This window comes from Ruegeria sp. AG1, from assembly GCF_056541705.1.
On sequence record NZ_JBQFYU010000009.1, the window covers coordinates 69,649 to 87,287 of the forward strand.

Below are 17,639 nucleotides of genomic sequence, written 5' to 3' on the forward strand. Positions count from 1 at the left end.
CAAAGTTAAAGCATAATGTAGATCTCTGTGGTTGCTTGGGTGCGCATGTGCAGCGAACGGCGCAAAACACGTGTGAATACGCAGTTTTGCTCCCGCTTGATCAACGGCCGGTTTAGGCAGTCTGCGTGATCTGCTGACGGCACGTTACGAGCCTATGCTGTAATGGTACCGGGATCCGGTATGAGTACAAACCTGATGACATGGTTGCGCGAGCAATAGGCCAAATAGTTTGCACCACCAAATTAATGAGCGCGCAGTACTGCAAAACGACCAAGGACTTTGCTAGGATGCTCTGTGGGGTTTCCTGTCACTCATCCACAACACGAAACTCACCGGAAGGCGCGTCAGTAGGTGGCTCTTCGAACTGGTTGGAAATCAGACCACGACGGATGAGTTCTCGAATGGCGGCCGCTCTGGATGGCAATCTGTTCTCGAACCCCAATCATCGATGGCTTTAAGCTCCTTGAGGTCGAGCATCAGTTCCAGTCTTTCTGTGCGCTTTGGTGGTCGTTTTTGATCGGACACTGGAATGACCTCAGTAGCTTACGTCAGTTACTCCAAGCATGTATGGCATTGGGCCTGCGTGTCTACAGCAATGTTGGCATGTTGGGCTGGATACCCAGGATCATGAAACGCCGCATGATGCGTTGGATACATATAATAAGTTTATGATTTTATTTGAAAAATCTTTTCGCTCTTAGGTTCTACTCCACAAGAAACGAAACGGAGTGAAAACGATACAGCAAGTTTTGAAGTCTGAAGTTCAGGAAGAAACCAACGACACAGGTATCGACAAAAACGCCTGGATCGCCAACGCGGTGACAGAAGTGCTGGCCGATACCATGGTTCTGATGGTGAAAACGCAAGGCGCACATTGGAACGTCGTAGGCCCACTCTTCCTGCCGATCCATGAACTGACAGAGCGTCAGTATCGCGCCCTGTTTGAAGCTGCGGATGATTTGGCCGAGCGTGTGCGCGCTCTGGGTCAGGTGGCCCCGATCTCGTTCACGGACATGGTTAGCCAAGCCAAGTTGACCGAAGAAGAAACAGTAAAAAACGCAGAGGGTATGATCAACCAGTTGGTTGCGGACCACGAAGCGATTGCCCGGAACCTGCGTGAGACTGCCGCGACAGCTGCCCGTTATGGCGATGGGGCTACAGAGGATTTGATGAACGCTAGGATGGCGAAGCATGAGGAAGCGGTCTGGATGCTCAAGGCAATTGTTGCGGCCTAATTGGCAGCTCCCATTGATATGAACCAAAGTTTGAGACGAAAGGAAAATTTGATGACACGCGTTGGGTACGAGACAAAGGCGCAGCTGCAACTGGATAGCTGGAATGCTCAAATTGATGTTCTCGAAGCCAAGCTGAAGGTGGCCGAAGCGGACGCCAAACTCGAGCTCAAGGAGCAGCTCAGTAAGCTCTACAAGGCTAGGTCTGACGCAGAGGCTCAACTGAATGACTTGAAGTCGACCAGCGACGAGGCCTGGGAAGACGTCAAAGAGGGCTACGAGGCTGCATGGGGCGATATGCAGAGTGCTTTGAAAGAAGCGGCGGACCGGTTCGCGTAAAGCTGGGTTTGTGAACAATGCTCGTGTCGTGAATGGGGACCGGAATGCAAACACCTAGAGAATTAGTGAGGTACTTTCGCGGGTTCCTAACCATCCCTGCTGCCATAAGCCTCTCAGGGCTTTTGGTGGCTGGGATTGTCTTCAAGACGGAGCAAGTGCTCATAAATTGGGGTTGGTCCTCTTCTGATTGGCTCAGTGTTTTCAATCACACTGCGAGCAATGTGCTCAGCGCAATCTCGGCAGCATCCATGTCCGCGTTGGTCATGGTCTATTCCATTGTTCTGCTGGTTTACACTTTGGCTGCAGGATCCATTGGGCCCAGGCTCTTGCAGCGCTTCGGCGAAGACAGGGTAAATCAGCTTGCAGTTGGCTCACTTGGAGCAACGTTTTTATACAGCTTGATAGTTTTGTGGCTGATACGCGATAACACATCCTTTAATTTGGCTATAGCGATTGGAAAAATCTATTCGATCATCTCAGTTCTCTTGCTGTTGCTCTTCGTTCATACTGTATCGACGCGTTACAATTGATCAGGAGGCAGCGCGGATTTCTGAGGCCTTGGATCGCCAAGTCAGCACCGCAATCGAAAACAGCGCAGATACTCCATCTTCAGAGGCAGTCCCTGAAGAGGGAGACAAGCGCCAAGTCTTGGCTTCGGGCACTGGATATGTGAATTCGATCAATACCGAAGGTCTGGTGAGTGCGGCCAAGTCGAAACCGCACTTGAACGAATTTAATCAACCTCCTTGGAAATATGAAGTCCGGTTCGGCTGGAGGGCAGCGAGTGGGCTATCTAATAACCATTAAAGAAGTACACTACGATAAGGTGGGCAAATTTTTTTGAAAGGTAGCCACTGAGTAACGTAACTAAAGAGCTACTTTTCCCGCGATGTTTGAGTTCGGCGAGCCGATGATTTGCGCTCGCGGCTAATGTCTGCAACCGGGCAGAGTCTGTATAAATTCAGGTGGGTGGCGAATTTATCTTATGGGCCGTAGGTGCTTTTGGTCGCGTGTACAGCAAAATTGCGTCAAAAACGCGACCTTCACCTTAGAGCTGAGCGATATTGCAGAAATGTCACCGTTCGGAAGGGGTGCCGTCTCCTCGGCTCCAAATGCCGCCCAGAGCGCCGCCGGGGGCGACATTTGATTGACATTTTGGGGATTTTGGCGCAGAATAATGTCATATTTAATTAACATTAAACCTATTTGAAATTTGCATATCACACTTGGTCGCCATTGGTGCAAAGCGTCCTTTTTGACGCAATTCCCAAGTGAAACTAGCAGATGTTCATATTTAATTCGGAGGCTTGTTTCAGCTATGCCTAGTCGCTTTCAATTTGTTTTCGGTCGTGTCACTCAGAAGGAAAACGGCCAACCCGTACACGGACTACTGGTTAGTATTCGCGCCGTTTTTGGCAACGTCTGGCACAAGCGAGATGACTGTAAGATCGACTTGGGGTGTGTATTGACGGCCGCTGATGGCCGGTTTGTGCTCACTGTAGATCCGTCGAAAATCCGTGAGGATTGCAAATGCGAAGGCCCCATGGAACTTCGGTTGAAGCTGCGCGATCGCGATGGAAGGCGCATTCACAAGGCTCGGCTCAAGTTAGAAGATTGTTCCTGTAGCGAAGGCATAAATTTCGACGTTGCGGTTCCGGCAGAAGAGCTCATCTGCCACCTGAACCGCCCGCTAAGCTGGGTCGCACCTGACAAGCCGTTTTTGCCAGACAGTATCTTGGATGACATAGAGGAAGCATTTGAGCTTGCCGATGCCGGTCGGTTGCAGCGAAAGCGCGTGGACCTCTTTGAGTGCGTTCGACCTACGCTTGCGATCTTCGGTAATGCGCTTGATGACGCATGGCACGTTATGAACGGAAATATTGCTGCCAAGGGGCGATTTGTGGATGTGCTAAATGCCCTTTGCGCCACGTCGTCAATGGGTTGCAGCTGTAACGGCGCGTCCGGCGAGGACGCAGGAACCGTGTTGCAGGATATTTTTGACGAAGATTGCAACAACGACGACTGCAAACCAGTCAAATCCAGACATAAGTCGGCCTGCTGTTCCGACCATGTCTGTCCGACGGGAAAATCCCTGATCGCCGACGAAGACATGAGCCTGATGGTATTCGCTGCGCTGCATGTGTCCTGCGGTCACCGTCCAACAATGGTCAAGTATGTCGGTGCGTTGTTGGAGCAACTATGTCGTTTCCAAGTGTTAACCGCGCTACACCAAGCAGCCGTCAACCTGATCTGCAAAAAGCCTCATTCAGAGCGGCACTTTATTGATTTGTTAGAATACGTGCTGTGTATCTGCACTGGTCAGGCCCACTGCGGTCAGGTGCCTTGCTCCCACCTCTGTGTCCGTCAGCCCATTTTGGATTGCATCACAGATGCCCATCGGAACTGGTGCGGTATCGACTGCTACACCGTGACCGAGATCAACCCCGAGCGTGCTTGCCCTGGTGATACTGTCGCTATTTGCGGATGCGGCTTTGGCGAAACAGCTGGGAAAGTGCAGTTCACTCAGCATGGAACGATGAATCCCGGCCCAATCGTGGAGCCGACCTCATGGTCGGGCAAACGCATCTGCGTGGTCGTGCCCACCAGTGCGGGGTGCGGATTGACGATCATCCCGCCTGCTCAGACCATCAACGTCTGTGATCGTTTTCTGGACTACCGCATAAGCGGAAAGATGTTGGCTGAGTTCGAAGGAACAAGCGCTGATATCCTCAAGTTCATCGTCAAAGGGCATCAAAATGACGACTGTCTGTTGCCTGGCGAGGTCCTCAAAATCCGCTGGAAAGTCTGTGCCGCAGACACTGTGACAGTTCGCATCGTGAACACCGAAACCGGTGCCGTCATCGCGCAGATTGCACCAGCCCCCGATCTGGGGCGTTGGGACTTTGATCAAACCGATTTCAATCAGACGACAAAGGTGCGTGTTGAAATCGTCGCGACCGGGCAATGCAAACCAGCTACCGTCAGTCAGGGTCTGGACCTCGTTTTCCAGAACCCGCCGGACCTGTCCATTGACGGGATAGAGGTAACGCAAGCGATCCAGTATTACCGTGCCGCCCAGCATCTGACGGATCCCGCCGATCGGGGCCCGGACAATTCGTTGCAACTAGTGGCAAACAAATCGGCTTGGGTTCGGACATATTTGCGCAGCGGGCAAGATCCGAATTTCGACAACGGGCAGCTCGGCAATGTCGGCGGTACCCTTCAAGTGGAACGCCGGGTCGGCGGAGTTTGGTCCACGGTGGCCAACATCCCTCCGTTCAACGCCCCGATGACGGCCCAGGACAGTTTCTCCAGCTATGACGCAGAGCGGCGCGATATCGACGCAACTTTGAACTTCATCATCCCGGCCAATGTTATGACAGGGCTATTGCGTCTTTCGATCACCGTCTCTTCGCCAGATGATTGCTATGGCGGTAGTGATAAAGCCCAACAGCTCGTCGATGTCGACCTTGAACAAGAGTTGCGCGTTGCAGCCGTCACGATCGGCTATCAAGGCCCACCAATGGGTGGTGGAGCGAATATTACGTTGCCAGCCCCTAACGCAGCACAGGTGGCCGCTGACACCAGTTTTGCGCTTCGGGTCTTCCCGGTGGGCAGTACACCCAACGTGCGTATCATCGACAGTCAGACCACAACGCAGGGGCTGACAAATAACATGTTCCCGGCAGGTGGATGCGATCCCAACTGGACACCAATCCTGAATTTCGTGGCCAATGCGCGCACGAATGACGGCAATCAGGGCGACTGGCTTTACTATGGTTTGGTGAATGCGGCGATCCCGCGCTCGCATGGCAACACAGGATGTGCCAGCGGCGGCAACGGTGCTGGCCTGTCCAACAATCCGGTCACGCTCGCGCATGAATTAGGCCATCAGGCGGGCCTGCCGCATGCCCCATGCGGTGCGGTTGGCACACCGAACGCGAGCTATCCGCTGTACGAGCCCTACGATACCGGTATGACAACAACCAATTCCAGCGGCAATACAGTCTATTCGGATGCGAGTATCGGCGAATACGGTCTGGACACAAATGACGGGACTATACATCGACCGGCCAACAGCGAGGATCTGATGGGCTATTGCGGCCCGCGTTGGGTTTCGATCTTTACGCATAACTACATGCTGAACCGTGCCGAATTTGACCCTGTCGCACTGGCAACGGGCGTCTCTGGCGGCAATGCGACAGGGGCAGGTGACATGGAAGTCGACCGGGAAGACCAGATACGTCCATTCGTGACGATTGTCGGAGCGATTGACAAAGATATGCAAGCATCGGTCGCGAGCCTCGTGCGGGTTCCAACGCGGCCCCTACGGATGTCTGGCGCGCGCACTGATCTTGTCATCCAATTGATCGGCGACAACGACGAGGTAATCTCATTCGCGCCGGTCTTTACAATGGATACGCACGACGCCAATGGAGATGGCTGCGGTTGCGGCGGAGGCGGCAAAAAGGATCCGGCTGAACCGCCCTACAACTTCATAGCAGCAATGGGTGATGTCGACCTTGGAACTGCAATTCGAATTTGCCAGGGTGATACGACCCTATGGGAACGCAAACGCCCGGCGCGGCCCATCCAAGTAGCATCGGCCGAAGCCAGTATTGGCAAATCTGGTCTAAAGGTTTCCTGGAAAACGAATGGAGCCAAACGAGGTTATGCCCCTGATGTCTGGCTGCAATGGTCCGCTGATGGCGAACGCTGGAACGGCCTGACGGTTGGCGTGACAGGCAACACTGTGGAGATCGACCCAGCCATCATCCCAGCCGACAAAGTCAGGATCAGGGTTCTGGCGCATGACGGCTATTCCACCGCGACGGCCGACACCAAGCCAGTCAAACTGCCCGTGGCGCCGCCCGAGCTTGCCATCATTCATCCCTTGGAGGGTCAGGTGGTGCGCGCAGACCGACCGCTACACCTCTGGGGCACATTCACAGGGCGAACCGCAGTAGAATCTGTTGAATGGTATCTGGACGGTAAAAAGGTCGCGAAAGATCTGGATGCCTGGGTCGACGCACTCAAACCCGGTGAGCATGTAGCAGAACTGCGCGCAAAAGGTGCAAACCCGGTGGCTATCAAGTTTTCTACAGGTGCCCGCTAGTTGACCACCTTTGATGCGCTGCAGAACACAACGTTCAAATGATCGCATCCAGGGCTGACGCCTGAAGTCCGGCGCGCGCTGGCCTACTATAAATCCTGTCGCGAGGGTCAGAACGTCGGCGGTTTGGCACGAACCCTTTACGTGTCAAAAACGGGCTCATCTGTTTCCTGTTTTCTCTGCAGAAGGTCGAAGAGTTTTTGCACGAACGCCGAATTGACGTGAAACATGAGGTTGGCCCCACTAAGTTTGCCCGTATATCGGACGCGTTGCCGTGGGCATATCAACTTGCCTAACAATGTCGGCTTTTCATCAATAGGAGCCTAGTTTAGGTACCAACTTCAAAGTTCGCTCGAACCATAGCTACGATGCTGCTTGTTGTTTTGCTGGGCCTGATAGTAGGTCTCGTGAATTGAGTACATGCGATGCTACAGAATTGTGATGGTGGGCATTGCTACGACCACTTTCATACGTCTGCAGAAGAGTTCCACGCTGGCTACACCTCAATTGCGCCACGCAAAATAGCACCACATGAATCAGTTCGAGCGGGGGCACTAAGGATGTTATCGTTTACTATGCAACGCCGTTGCGCTCATGTATCAGAATTTCCAAATGACACCTAACCGATCCGTGATTGCAATGGTATTGCAGGTCAAAAGCCTCTCTAAACTCAACAAACCGGGCAACCCGGAAAGGCCTCCCAACAGCTGAAACAGATTTCGGGCATTGTTCATGGTAGCGAACACGTTCTAGTGTGCAGATTTTTTTGCGGCACTATTCTGTAATAGAAAATTAGAATTGGTACATGAACCGAAAACTTCTCCCAATCGGCGTATTCGCCGTGGAAGCCTTCGCTGCCTGTACCGCTCTTCGTTCCGCCCCAGTTGAGGACGCAGGGCGTTTGGCGTCGAGGGCGCGGGGCCAGCGCTGATCCATGTTATCTATGAACCCAGCCATCATGCAGACGAGTCCTTTCAATGGGTTGTGGCAATGGTTGACAGAGGTCACCGCTGTAAGTTTTGCGCAACGTCCCAGGTTGAAGGCTAAACCCATGGTGACTTGGCCATGGTCATAGACTACATCCGCAACATACAGCGCGCCAATCGAATAAACTGAGGAACCCACCGATGAAAATGCTCACCATAGTTGCATTGATTTCCGCGCTTGCCACAAACGCTTTTGCCCATTCGAAAGTGGACACCACCACACCCGAAGACGGCGCGACAGTTACTGAGGTGCCCTCTGAGATCAGCTTTAATTTCACGGATGATATTCGCCTGACAAAGGTTAACATGATCCATCAGGATGCGCATACAGTCACGCTCGACTTGGGAGACCAGACAAGTTTTAGCCGCGCGTTCGCGCTCCCGCTTCAAGGCATGGGTGAAGGCATCTATCGAATTGAATGGCGGGGCTTGGGTGTGGACGGGCACGTCATGCAGGGTGAATTCACATTTACAGTGGACTGAGTATGCCCGATATCTGGGGAATAGGCGCAATACTGTCCAAGCTAATACTCTATGTCGGTATTGGCGGTTCGACTGGGCTTTTGATCACTCGGATTGCTTTCACCGACCTTGTGTCGCCTCTCAGCGATAGGATGCGTCTTCAGGTCGCGCTGTTGGCGGTGCTTGCGCTTGTTGCCTCTGTCCTCGGGTTCATGCTGCGTGGCGCTGCCCTGACGGGCGGAGCCGTTGGGATGACCGATCCTGAAATGCTCGGTCTGTTGTGGCAGACCTCGGTTGGCGACGTTCTCGTTTATCGGATCTTTGGGGCCATACTAATCATCACCGGAGTGTTCATTCCCCTCGTTGGGCAATGGATCGCCCTCGCGGGGGGATTGCTCGCTCTGTGGTCCTTTGCTCAGATCGGGCATATTCCTGAACTGGAACCAATAGGTGTTCGTTTGCTCTTGCTCTTGCACCTTTTTGGGTTCGCGTTTTGGATCGGCATCCTCGGACCGTTGCGCACCCTGTCGCTACGGCAAGAATATCTGAGCAACGCAGCAAAGTTGGGCCATCGTTTTGGACAGATGGCTTCGATAGTTGTCCCTGCAATGATTTTGGCTGGAATAATAATGGCTTGGATGTTGTTGGGCGATGTGAGGGCGCTGACGACTACCGGTTACGGGCAAACCCTTCTGATCAAAATTGCACTTGTAGTAGTGGTCCTGACGTTGGCGGCCGCAAACAAACTCCGCTTCGTTCCAGCCATGCAAGCAGGGGACGATAAGGCGGCGCGTCATCTAGCGCGCTCGATTGAAATCGAAACTACGGTCATACTGATGGTGCTTGTCGCCACCGCGACGCTCACCAGCGTTCTGACCCTACCGAATTGAGGCATTCTATGAAAAGGCGAGACTTTCTGATCACAACATGCGCGGCGGCACTGGCACCGCGCATTACTCTTGCATCAGCACCCTTTGAACTGGTCGCACAGCCGGTCAATGCGCAAATTCTGCCCGAAGGTGATCCGGCAACTCCGATGCTTGGCTTTAATGGCAGTACGCCCGGTCCGGTGCTTCGCGCCCGTCAGGGTGATACATTTGATATTCGGTTCCTGAACCAGATTGGTGAAGGCTCGGCGGTGCATTGGCACGGGCTGCGCATCGAAAATGCGATGGATGGCGTGCCGGGGATGACCCAACACATAGTCGAGAAGGGTGCTGAGTTTGAATACAGCTTCCGAGCACCCGATGCGGGGACGTTCTGGTATCACTCCCACAACCGATCTTGGGAACAGGTCGCCAGAGGTCTCTACGGGCCGCTGATTGTTGAGGAGCTAAGCCCGCCCGATTTGGATCACGATCTTATTGTGATGATTGACGACTGGCGCATCACCGAAGGCGGAGCGCTCGTCGACGGCTTTGAGAACAGGCACGATCAGGCGCATCAAGGGCGGTTGGGGAACTACGCCCGCGCGCTTGTAGAACCAAATACGCCGGTCCGGCGCGGTGATCGCGTGCGCTTGCGGTTGATCAATGTCGCAACAGACCGGATATTCCCGATTGAACTTGAAGGCATCGACGGCAAAATCGTTGCGTTCGACGGCATGCCACTGCCGGACCCGCAAGAGGTTTCGAACCTCATTCTCTCACCGGCTCAACGCTTGGATATCATTGCTGACGTAACATCAGCTGATCACATCGCCTTTGTTTTCCCAACGCGCGACGATCCTTACCTGTTGGGTGAAATTCCGGTTGAAGGGGTGAACAGCACGCGGCAACCGTCCGCGATTCCAACACTGCCACCAAACGAGCGGAAGCAGCCGGATTTGGACAATGCGGTGGCCTTGTCGCTGACCATGCAAGGTGGAGCGATGAGCCGCCCCGCAAGCACGCAAACCGACATTTGGGCGTTTAACGGGCAATCTGGCTTATCGGATACGCCGCTCCACAAGTTTGAACGTGGCCAAACGGCGCGCATCAGTCTGGTGAACGACACCCGTTTCCCGCATGGTATCCATCTGCACGGGCATCATTTCTTTGAAGTCGGGGTGGACAGCAGCTTAGGTGCTTTCCGGGATACGGCGCTGATCAAGCCTGGTGAGACGCGCGAAATAGTTTGCGTGTTCGACAATCCCGGTAAATGGCTTTTGCACTGTCACATGCTAGGGCATCAGGCAGCTGGCATGAAAACGTGGGTGGAAGTCGTATGAAACGCGTGCTGGTAGTGGCTCTATGTGGCGTTGCGACCGAGGCAATTGCCAGCCACGAAATGGAAGACCGAGATTTGACCAATGGGCGTGTTCTTTACGGCGAACACTGCGCGTCCTGCCATGGCATCAATCTGGAAGGACAGCCAAATTGGCAGACTCCTGATGACAATGGAGTTCTGCCTGCACCACCGCATGATGAGACTGGGCACACTTGGCACCATGATAATCAGCTTCTTTTTGAGTACACCCGACTTGGTGGCGAAGCGGCGCTAGCCGTACGCGGGGTCACTGGCTTCGCAAGCGGCATGCCGGGATTTAGGGATGAACTCACCGAAAATGAGATTTGGGATATTCTGGCTTATATCAGGTCAACTTGGCCCGATCGCGTTCAGGAAATGCAAGCGAGTCGCAATCCGCCGCACAATTGAGGAAGACGGTCTTCTGTGTGCTGCCTGGGAGTAGGGCCGTCCACATCCAAGACTGGTCCGGCTGCTGCCAAGACGCCACAGGGTTACGGCTTCATTTTAAAGGCTTCCGTCACTCAAAATTCGGTTCCAGTGGATTGTCTTGGTTTCTGGCCAGAGCTTGCGCTTCATAGTCTCAAGACTTTGAAGACGGCTTGTTTGTCCAGAAATCAAGCAACGTTTTCGCTATCTCGGTCTGGTGGTGGGCATAGACCACCACGTCGAGCTTTTCCTGACCCAATTGGTTGCGTAGGGAGATCAGTTCGCCGCTTTCAATTTCCTTGTGCACCATGCTGAACGGCAGCCAACCAACACCGAGACCGTTCAGGATCATTTCCTTTGCTCCACTTGAAAAGGCCGTCTGGCAAACGGGGTTTTTGCTAAAATCGGCGGTTCCGAAGGGAAGTTTGCTCTTGTTCAATGCTTCGCCGAAGTAGCTGTTTTCGGGATAGACGATGGCCGGCGTGTCTAAAGGCACGTCACCGTTTCCGCGCACCGCATAGCGTAAACCGCCACCGATGACCGGAATAAGGTAGTCGTGCCCCCAAGTGCCGCGACGAATGCCTGCTCCGAACGGCATTGGGGAGACGGTTTGCGCCTCGTAGCATAGCAGCATGTTGGTATCGCCGCGCAGGAACAGAGTGACACAATCGTTCAGATTGGCCGTTCTAAGACGAAACCGGAGCCCCTTGAAAGTGGCACGTGCACGCAATGCCATATCAGGGAAGGTCGAGACGACCGATGCATGAGTTGCCGCGATCGTCACAATCGAAACGGTGGGGCCATGTTGCGCAATTTTTGTGCGCAGGTCATTTAATCTAGCGATTAAAGAGCGGATTTCGGCTTCGTTCGAGGCCAGTGCCGGACTGATCTCGACCCGGTTCGATTTGCGATCGAGAACTTCAATCCCCAGCCACTCCTCAAAGCTGCGAATACGCCTTGAGAATGCGGGTTGCGTGATGTTTCTGCGGGCTGCAGCCCGTGTCATGTTCCGCTCTTCCAGAAGGGCCAGAACATCGTCAAACCACAGCATATTCATCCGCATCTCCGTTATACCCAAAGAAAATGTATGAGCAGCCTGCGAAATATGCACTGTTTTTATTCTTTTTCTTTTGAAAGTGTTTGGCTGTAGGCAAAAGCAGGGAGAGTGTGGTGGCTGAGACAATTCAGATGACCGGCGGTGACGCGATGGTCGCACCGGAGATGGTTTTGAGCTTGTGCAAGGAGCTATCGCTGACGCTGGCGAAATTTCCCCGGGTATCGCTTGGTCATCTTCCTACGCCTTTGGAGCCGATGGATCGCCTGAGTGAGGTTTTGGGTGGTCCGCGTTTGTGGGTCAAACGGGATGATTGCACCGGCCTCTCGTCGGGTGGGAATAAGACCCGTAAGCTGGAGTTTCTGATGGCTGACGCAGTCCAGAAAGGCGCAGATACAATCATCACGCAAGGGGCGACGCAATCCAATCACGCGCGTCAAACAGCAGCGGCGGCCGCAAAACTCGGCCTTGCGTGCCATATCCTGCTTGAGGATCGCACCGGTTCCAATGATCCGAACTATATTCTGAATGGAAATGTCCTGTTGGATCGTTTGCATGGCGCCAGTGTCTCCAAGCGTCCCGGTGGTGCGGACATGAAGGCCGAGATGGAAGCCTGCGCTGCGCAGATGAAGACAGAAGGCAAAACCCCTTACATCATTCCCGGCGGTGGATCGAACCCGATCGGGGCTTTGGGCTACGTGAATTGCGCGCGCGAGTTAAGCGAACAGGCCGCCCATGCCGGCTTAAAAATCGACGCGCTGGTCCATGCGACCGGCAGCTCCGGCACGCAAGCCGGATTGGTCGCCGGTCTTGCCGCACTGGAAAGCGACATTCACCTTTTAGGCATCGGCGTGCGGGCTCCAAAAGACAAACAGGAAGGCATGGTCCATGATCTGGCTATGCGCACTGTCGAATATATGGAGACGGGTACTCCCATTGCGCGCGAAAATGTACGCGCAAATTGCGACTACGTCGGTGCAGGATATGGTCTTCCCACCACAGGGATGATTGACGCGCTTAAGCTGTTGGCCCGTACCGAAGGACTTTTGTTCGACCCGGTCTATTCAGGTAAAGGTTTGGATGGGCTCATCGACCAAACGCGCAAAGGCTATTTCGACGGCATGGACAATGTCGTCTTTCTGCATACCGGCGGAAGCGCAGCCCTGTTTGGCTATCCCGAAACTTTCGAACTTCCTGGCTACGTGGCCTGAAAATAAACAACAAACCAACAAGGAGATATCAAATGAAACTAAAAAAATACTTGATTAGCGCGGCTTTGGTTTCAGCTCTCGGCGCACCACTTGCCGCTGAAGAGGTTAAGATCGGTGTTCCTACTTGGACCGGAGCGCAGGCTATTGCCCATGTCTTGGGTGAAATCGTGACCACCCGCATTGGCGGCACGGTGGAGTATGTGCCCGGTAACAACGCCACGATTTTTCAAGCGATGGATCAGGGTAAGGGTGATATCGATGTGCACCCTGATGTATGGCTGCCTAATCAGGAGGCCTTCACAAAGCAATATGTTGATGGTGCTGGCACCGTAACGTTGTCATCGAACCCCTATCAGGGCAATCAGGGTTTCTGCGTCTCCAAAGACTTTGCCGCAGAGATGAACATCACCGACATCGCGGATCTTGGACGCCCCGATGTGGCGGCTGCGATGGACAGCGATGGCAATGGTAAGGGTGAGATGTGGATCGGCGCACCCGGCTGGGCCTCTGCCAATGTGAACGAGGTAAAGGTGCGCGACTACGGCCTGTTGGACTTCATCGATCCAATTCGCGCCGAAGAAGCTGTGAAGACTGCGCGCATCAAGGACAGTATCGCCAAAAAAGAAGGATATGCCTTCTACTGCTATGAGCCGCATGCCGTCTGGTACATGTTTGACGTGGTGATGCTGACCGAACCGACTTACGATCCTGAAAAATACGTCATGGTGCAGCCCTCAGACGACCCTGACTGGTACAACAAGTCTATGGTAGCAAGTAAGGATGCTCTGAAGGAAGTTCAGATCGCCTGGTCCAACTCGCTTGGGGATCGCTCACCGGCGATTGCGGAATTCTTCGCGAACTTCTCCCTAACCGCCGATGACGTGAGCTCGCTGGCCTTCGAGATCAGTGCCAATGGGCGCGATGCTGAGGAAGTTGCGGCCGAGTGGGTTAACGCCAATTCCGAGCGCGTAGATGCGATGCTGGGTCTCTGAGCCAGACCAATAAACAACGGGCAGCACCTAGCGGTGCCGCCCCACTTGAAGGCACGCACGGGTGGGCGGATGAGCGACGAGACTGTAATCGAAATTTCCAATATCTGGAAAATCTTCGGGGCAAAACCTGAGGCCGCTCTGGAAGCCATTCGTGCGCGGGGGCTGACCAAGGCTGAAGTCCTTGCTGAATTCAACGCGGTGGTGGGCGTGGCCGATGTCAGCCTCAACGTCAATCGCGGTGAGATCTTCTGTATCATGGGCCTATCAGGGAGCGGCAAATCCACACTCGTGCGCCATTTCAATCGCCTGCTCGAACCGACGGCGGGCAAGATCGAGATCGAGGGCACGGACGTCATGGCGCTGGGAACAAAGGAACTTCAGGCTTTCCGCAACCGGAAAATCGGGATGGTGTTCCAGAATTTTGCGTTGATGCCCCACCGATCGGTCCTCGACAACGTGGCAATGCCGCTGGAAATCCGACAGGTCGCCAAGAACGAGCGTATGCGGCAGGCGGCCGCCATTCTCGACATTGTCGAATTGGGGGCGTGGGGGTCGAAATTCGCTCACGAACTCTCTGGCGGCATGCAGCAGCGTGTGGGGCTTGCCCGTGCGCTCGCGGCCAATCCTGATGTTCTGTTGATGGATGAGCCATTCTCCGCACTTGATCCCCTGATCCGACGGCAGTTACAGGATGAGTTCATCCGGTTGTCGAAAATACTCAAGAAAACAACGATCTTCATCACCCATGACCTTGATGAGGCTGTCCGCATCGGGGACCGGATTGCGATCATGCGTGACGGCAAGATGGTGCAGATCGGCTCGGCTGAGGACATTGTCATGCATCCCGCTGATGACTACGTCGCTGATTTCGTGGCCGGGATATCGCGGCTGAAGGTGGTGCATGCTCATGCGGCAATGCAGCCTTTGGACAGCTACCTCGCCACGCACGGGCCACTGCCGGCTGACATCGACCGGGTGGACCACAATGAGACACTTTCCGCTTTAATCACACGAGCCATCGACGACGAACGGCCGGTTCTGGTGTCCGAAGGCGGCGAGGACAGAGGTGTCATCACTCGCGCAGATCTGTTGCGCACCGTGATTGAAGGGACGGAAATGTCATGAGCGAAGATCTTGGTGTGAACCCCCTTGAAGACACAGAAAGCGAAGCCGCGCAGGCCTATGCCGAGGAACGCCGCGAGAATATCCGCACTTTTGTGCGCACAAGCCCCGACTACTACATCCGCAATTTCGACAAGATCGGGGCATCAGCGCGCTTTACGGCAACCTTCAATATGATGGCCGGGCTCTTTGGTCCGATCTGGTTCGGTGCACGCGGGCTTTGGTCATGGGCATTGGCCTTTCTTGTCGTCGAGGCGATCGGCTTTGTGCAAATCGCGCGGGGCTTATTCGGAGATCTGGGAGCAGACGCGCTGGCCCGTGTGACCTCGATTGAAGGTACGCTCGATTTGCGCTACCAGCAGCTTGCGGCCGCCCAAGAGAGCGGCTCGGATCGAGCCGCGGCGATTCAACGCCAGATCGAAGGCCTGGAAGCCAATATAGAAGGCTTCCGCGCCGAGGCAGAGTTGCTCGCCGCACAAGGTCCGTCGATTGCACTCACCGGTGTTGCCATCTTGCTTGTGGCCAAGCTCATACAGGCTGTGGTCGCCAACTGGGCGCTGGAGGCCCGGTTTTCTGACTGGCTCTCAGATCGCACAATTCGCTCTGGCATGCCGGTCAGCCAGATAGTCTTCAGCGCGGGTTTCATGATCCTTTTGGTCGCGACCGCAATGATCCACTACAGTTTCCCGGGTCGTTTTTCGTTTCTTAGTGAATTCCCGACAGATAACTCAATTCGCCTGGCTAGTATTGACAGTGTAGAGGCATTTATCGCCTGGTGCGTCACCAACAGTGTGGCGTTCTTTGACGGACTCACCGCAGCTATTCGCTGGTTGCTGGATGCCATGGAGGTGGCGTTGGTTCAGACTCCTTGGATCGTGGTGGCCGCGCTGATCGTTCTGTTGACCTGGCTCACGGCTGGCTTGCGTATGGCTATTTGGTCAGGTGCCTTTCTAGCCTACATGGGCCTTCTCGGCTTTTGGGAAAAAGCTATGACGACGTTAGCGCTTCTCGGCACTGCGGCACTGCTTTCCATCTTGATTGGCATTCCTTTGGGCATGTTCTCTGCGCGTCGACCGCGGTTCTACGCGGTCATCCAACCGATCATGGATTTCATGCAGACCATGCCTGCCTTTGTCTTCATGGTGCCTGTGATTGCCTTTTTCGGGGTTGGTAAGCCAGCGGCAGTCATTGTCACTATGATCTTCGGTGGGACACCCGTGGTACGCCTTACCGTTTTGGGCCTGCGTGGTGTGCCTGAAAGCGTACGTGAAGCCGCGATCAGTTTTGGCGCCAACAAGTGGTACCTTCTCACCAAGGTCGATCTTCCGCTTGCCAGCCCCTCCATTCGCGCGGGTATCAACCAAACAATCATGCTTTCACTGGCCATGGTCGTGGTGGCCTCGCTTATTGGTGCGAAAGGACTGGGCGAAGACGTCCTTGAGGCGCTGCAATACGCCAATGTGGGCCAGGGTATCCTCGCAGGCTTTGCCATTCTCTTCTGCGCGATGATCCTTGACCGGATCGTTCAAGGGCAGCGAAAGTGACCCCCTTTGTCCTGGTTCATGGTTTCATGGGGGGCAGCGCACAATGGGATGGGTGTAGAGATACCCTGCAGCAGCACGCTGATGTGATTGCCGTTGACCTGCCGGGGTTCGGAGCAAATGCCCATCTGCCGCCAATCGACAGTATTGGCGGATATGCGGATTGGGTCGTCCGGCACCTCCGCAGCCTTGGGGTGGAGGAGTATTTTCTGCTGGGTCACTCCATGGGCGGCATGATCGCTCAGGAAATTACCTTGCGCGACCCTGAAAGGATTAAACGCCTGGTGCTTTACGCAACTGGTGCCATCGGTGTTTTACCAGGGCGGTTCGAGACCATTGAACAGAGTAAAAAGCGCGCTGCGGAAGACGGCGCAGCGGCCACCACACGCCGGATCGCAGCAACTTGGTTTCTGGATCGCGAAGCTGCACCCGGATATGAGCACTGCGCCGCGATTGCCGCTCAAACCGCGCTGCCGGCTCTGGAGGCGGGCTTAGACGCGATGCAAGTTTGGTCAGGAGAACAGAGCCTCCCCCAAATCCAGCAAGAGACCCTCGTCCTTTGGGGCGACAAAGATCGGACATATCCATGGAGCCAAACCAATATGCTCTGGGAGGCGATCCCAAATACATCGCTTGCTGTCGTACCGGCCTGCGCCCACGCTCTCCATGCGGAGAAATCCGAACTTTTTCAACACCTTGTATCCGACTTTTTGGATAGCTGAGGTATGTAAGCGACTTTGACTTTTGTATCGCCGCAACGGAAGGCAACTTTGGCCGCACAATCTGATTCCAAGTTGCGTTCATATTTGCTCACCCAGTGAGCGGCAGCGAAGTGTTCGTAAAAATAACGGGCAAAAGGTAGTCAGAGCCGACCATCCGTTTGTCTCCCATTCACCTCTCGATAGAGGCTTTAGCACCTTCAGAATTCTCTA

The 17,639-nt window shown here is 54.4% G+C and carries 15 protein-coding genes; 13 read left to right on the top strand and 2 right to left on the bottom strand.

Annotation, left to right across the window (positions count from 1 at the left end):
• Window positions 1-375 precede the first annotated feature (375 nt).
• Window positions 376-525 (bottom strand): hypothetical protein, encoded by a 150-nt coding sequence (locus tag ACR0B5_RS14850; RefSeq protein WP_480541401.1) that lies wholly within the window; start codon window positions 523-525, stop codon window positions 376-378.
• A 224-nt stretch (window positions 526-749) separates the two neighbouring features.
• Between ACR0B5_RS14850 and ACR0B5_RS14855 the strand changes: the two genes are divergently transcribed.
• The 8 genes from ACR0B5_RS14855 to ACR0B5_RS14890 all read left to right on the top strand — a co-directional run bounded on the left by ACR0B5_RS14855 (window position 750) and on the right by ACR0B5_RS14890 (window position 10,769).
• Window positions 750-1,235 carry a Dps family protein gene (locus ACR0B5_RS14855; RefSeq protein WP_480541403.1) on the top strand — a complete coding sequence of 162 codons (486 nt, stop codon included), beginning with the start codon at window positions 750-752 and terminating at the stop codon, window positions 1,233-1,235.
• 51 nt (window positions 1,236-1,286) lie between these two features.
• The gene (locus ACR0B5_RS14860) at window positions 1,287-1,571 is read left to right on the top strand and encodes a sll1863 family stress response protein (protein WP_480541405.1); all 285 of its coding nucleotides are present in this window, start codon (window positions 1,287-1,289) and stop codon (window positions 1,569-1,571) included.
• A gap of 44 nt (window positions 1,572-1,615) precedes the next feature.
• Window positions 1,616-2,101: a DUF2254 family protein gene (locus tag ACR0B5_RS14865; RefSeq protein ID WP_480541407.1), complete on the top strand. Its 486-nt coding sequence runs from the start codon at window positions 1,616-1,618 to the stop codon at window positions 2,099-2,101.
• A gap of 1,013 nt (window positions 2,102-3,114) precedes the next feature.
• On the top strand, window positions 3,115-6,687 hold the full coding sequence (locus ACR0B5_RS14870) for a hypothetical protein (RefSeq protein WP_480541409.1): 3,573 nt from the start codon (window positions 3,115-3,117) through the stop codon (window positions 6,685-6,687).
• Between the two features lie 1,124 nt (window positions 6,688-7,811).
• A complete protein-coding gene (locus tag ACR0B5_RS14875) occupies window positions 7,812-8,153 on the top strand; it encodes a copper resistance CopC family protein (protein ID WP_480541411.1) in 342 nt (113 codons plus the stop codon).
• Window positions 8,154-8,155: 2 nt separating this feature from the next.
• On the top strand, window positions 8,156-9,022 hold the full coding sequence (locus ACR0B5_RS14880; protein ID WP_480541413.1) for a copper resistance D family protein: 867 nt from the start codon (window positions 8,156-8,158) through the stop codon (window positions 9,020-9,022).
• Window positions 9,023-9,030: 8 nt separating this feature from the next.
• Window positions 9,031-10,341 carry a multicopper oxidase family protein gene (locus tag ACR0B5_RS14885; protein ID WP_480541415.1) on the top strand — a complete coding sequence of 437 codons (1,311 nt, stop codon included), beginning with the start codon at window positions 9,031-9,033 and terminating at the stop codon, window positions 10,339-10,341.
• On the top strand, window positions 10,338-10,769 hold the full coding sequence (locus tag ACR0B5_RS14890; protein WP_480541417.1) for a c-type cytochrome: 432 nt from the start codon (window positions 10,338-10,340) through the stop codon (window positions 10,767-10,769). Before ACR0B5_RS14885 ends, ACR0B5_RS14890 begins: the two co-directional genes overlap by 4 nt.
• Before the next feature lie 172 nt (window positions 10,770-10,941).
• Here the strand turns inward: ACR0B5_RS14890 and ACR0B5_RS14895 are convergent, their stop codons facing one another.
• Window positions 10,942-11,898, bottom strand: a complete 957-nt coding sequence (locus ACR0B5_RS14895) for a LysR family transcriptional regulator (RefSeq protein WP_480541419.1) — start codon at window positions 11,896-11,898, stop codon at window positions 10,942-10,944.
• A 140-nt stretch (window positions 11,899-12,038) separates the two neighbouring features.
• Between ACR0B5_RS14895 and cuyA the strand changes: the two genes are divergently transcribed.
• The 5 genes from cuyA to ACR0B5_RS14920 all read left to right on the top strand — a co-directional run bounded on the left by cuyA (window position 12,039) and on the right by ACR0B5_RS14920 (window position 17,429).
• Window positions 12,039-13,052 carry a D-cysteate sulfo-lyase gene (gene cuyA / locus ACR0B5_RS14900; protein ID WP_480541587.1) on the top strand — a complete coding sequence of 338 codons (1,014 nt, stop codon included), beginning with the start codon at window positions 12,039-12,041 and terminating at the stop codon, window positions 13,050-13,052.
• A 32-nt stretch (window positions 13,053-13,084) separates the two neighbouring features.
• Entirely contained in the window at window positions 13,085-14,044 is a 960-nt protein-coding gene (locus ACR0B5_RS14905; RefSeq protein WP_170377011.1) for an ABC transporter substrate-binding protein, read from the top strand.
• A gap of 69 nt (window positions 14,045-14,113) precedes the next feature.
• Window positions 14,114-15,169, top strand: coding sequence for a betaine/proline/choline family ABC transporter ATP-binding protein (locus ACR0B5_RS14910; RefSeq protein WP_170377013.1), 1,056 nt, complete (start codon window positions 14,114-14,116; stop codon window positions 15,167-15,169).
• Window positions 15,166-16,710 carry an ABC transporter permease subunit gene (locus ACR0B5_RS14915; protein ID WP_480541422.1) on the top strand — a complete coding sequence of 515 codons (1,545 nt, stop codon included), beginning with the start codon at window positions 15,166-15,168 and terminating at the stop codon, window positions 16,708-16,710. Before ACR0B5_RS14910 ends, ACR0B5_RS14915 begins: the two co-directional genes overlap by 4 nt.
• On the top strand, window positions 16,707-17,429 hold the full coding sequence (locus ACR0B5_RS14920) for an alpha/beta fold hydrolase (RefSeq protein ID WP_480541424.1): 723 nt from the start codon (window positions 16,707-16,709) through the stop codon (window positions 17,427-17,429). The genes ACR0B5_RS14915 and ACR0B5_RS14920 overlap by 4 nt, the downstream gene beginning before the upstream one ends.
• Window positions 17,430-17,639: the final 210 nt, after the last annotated feature.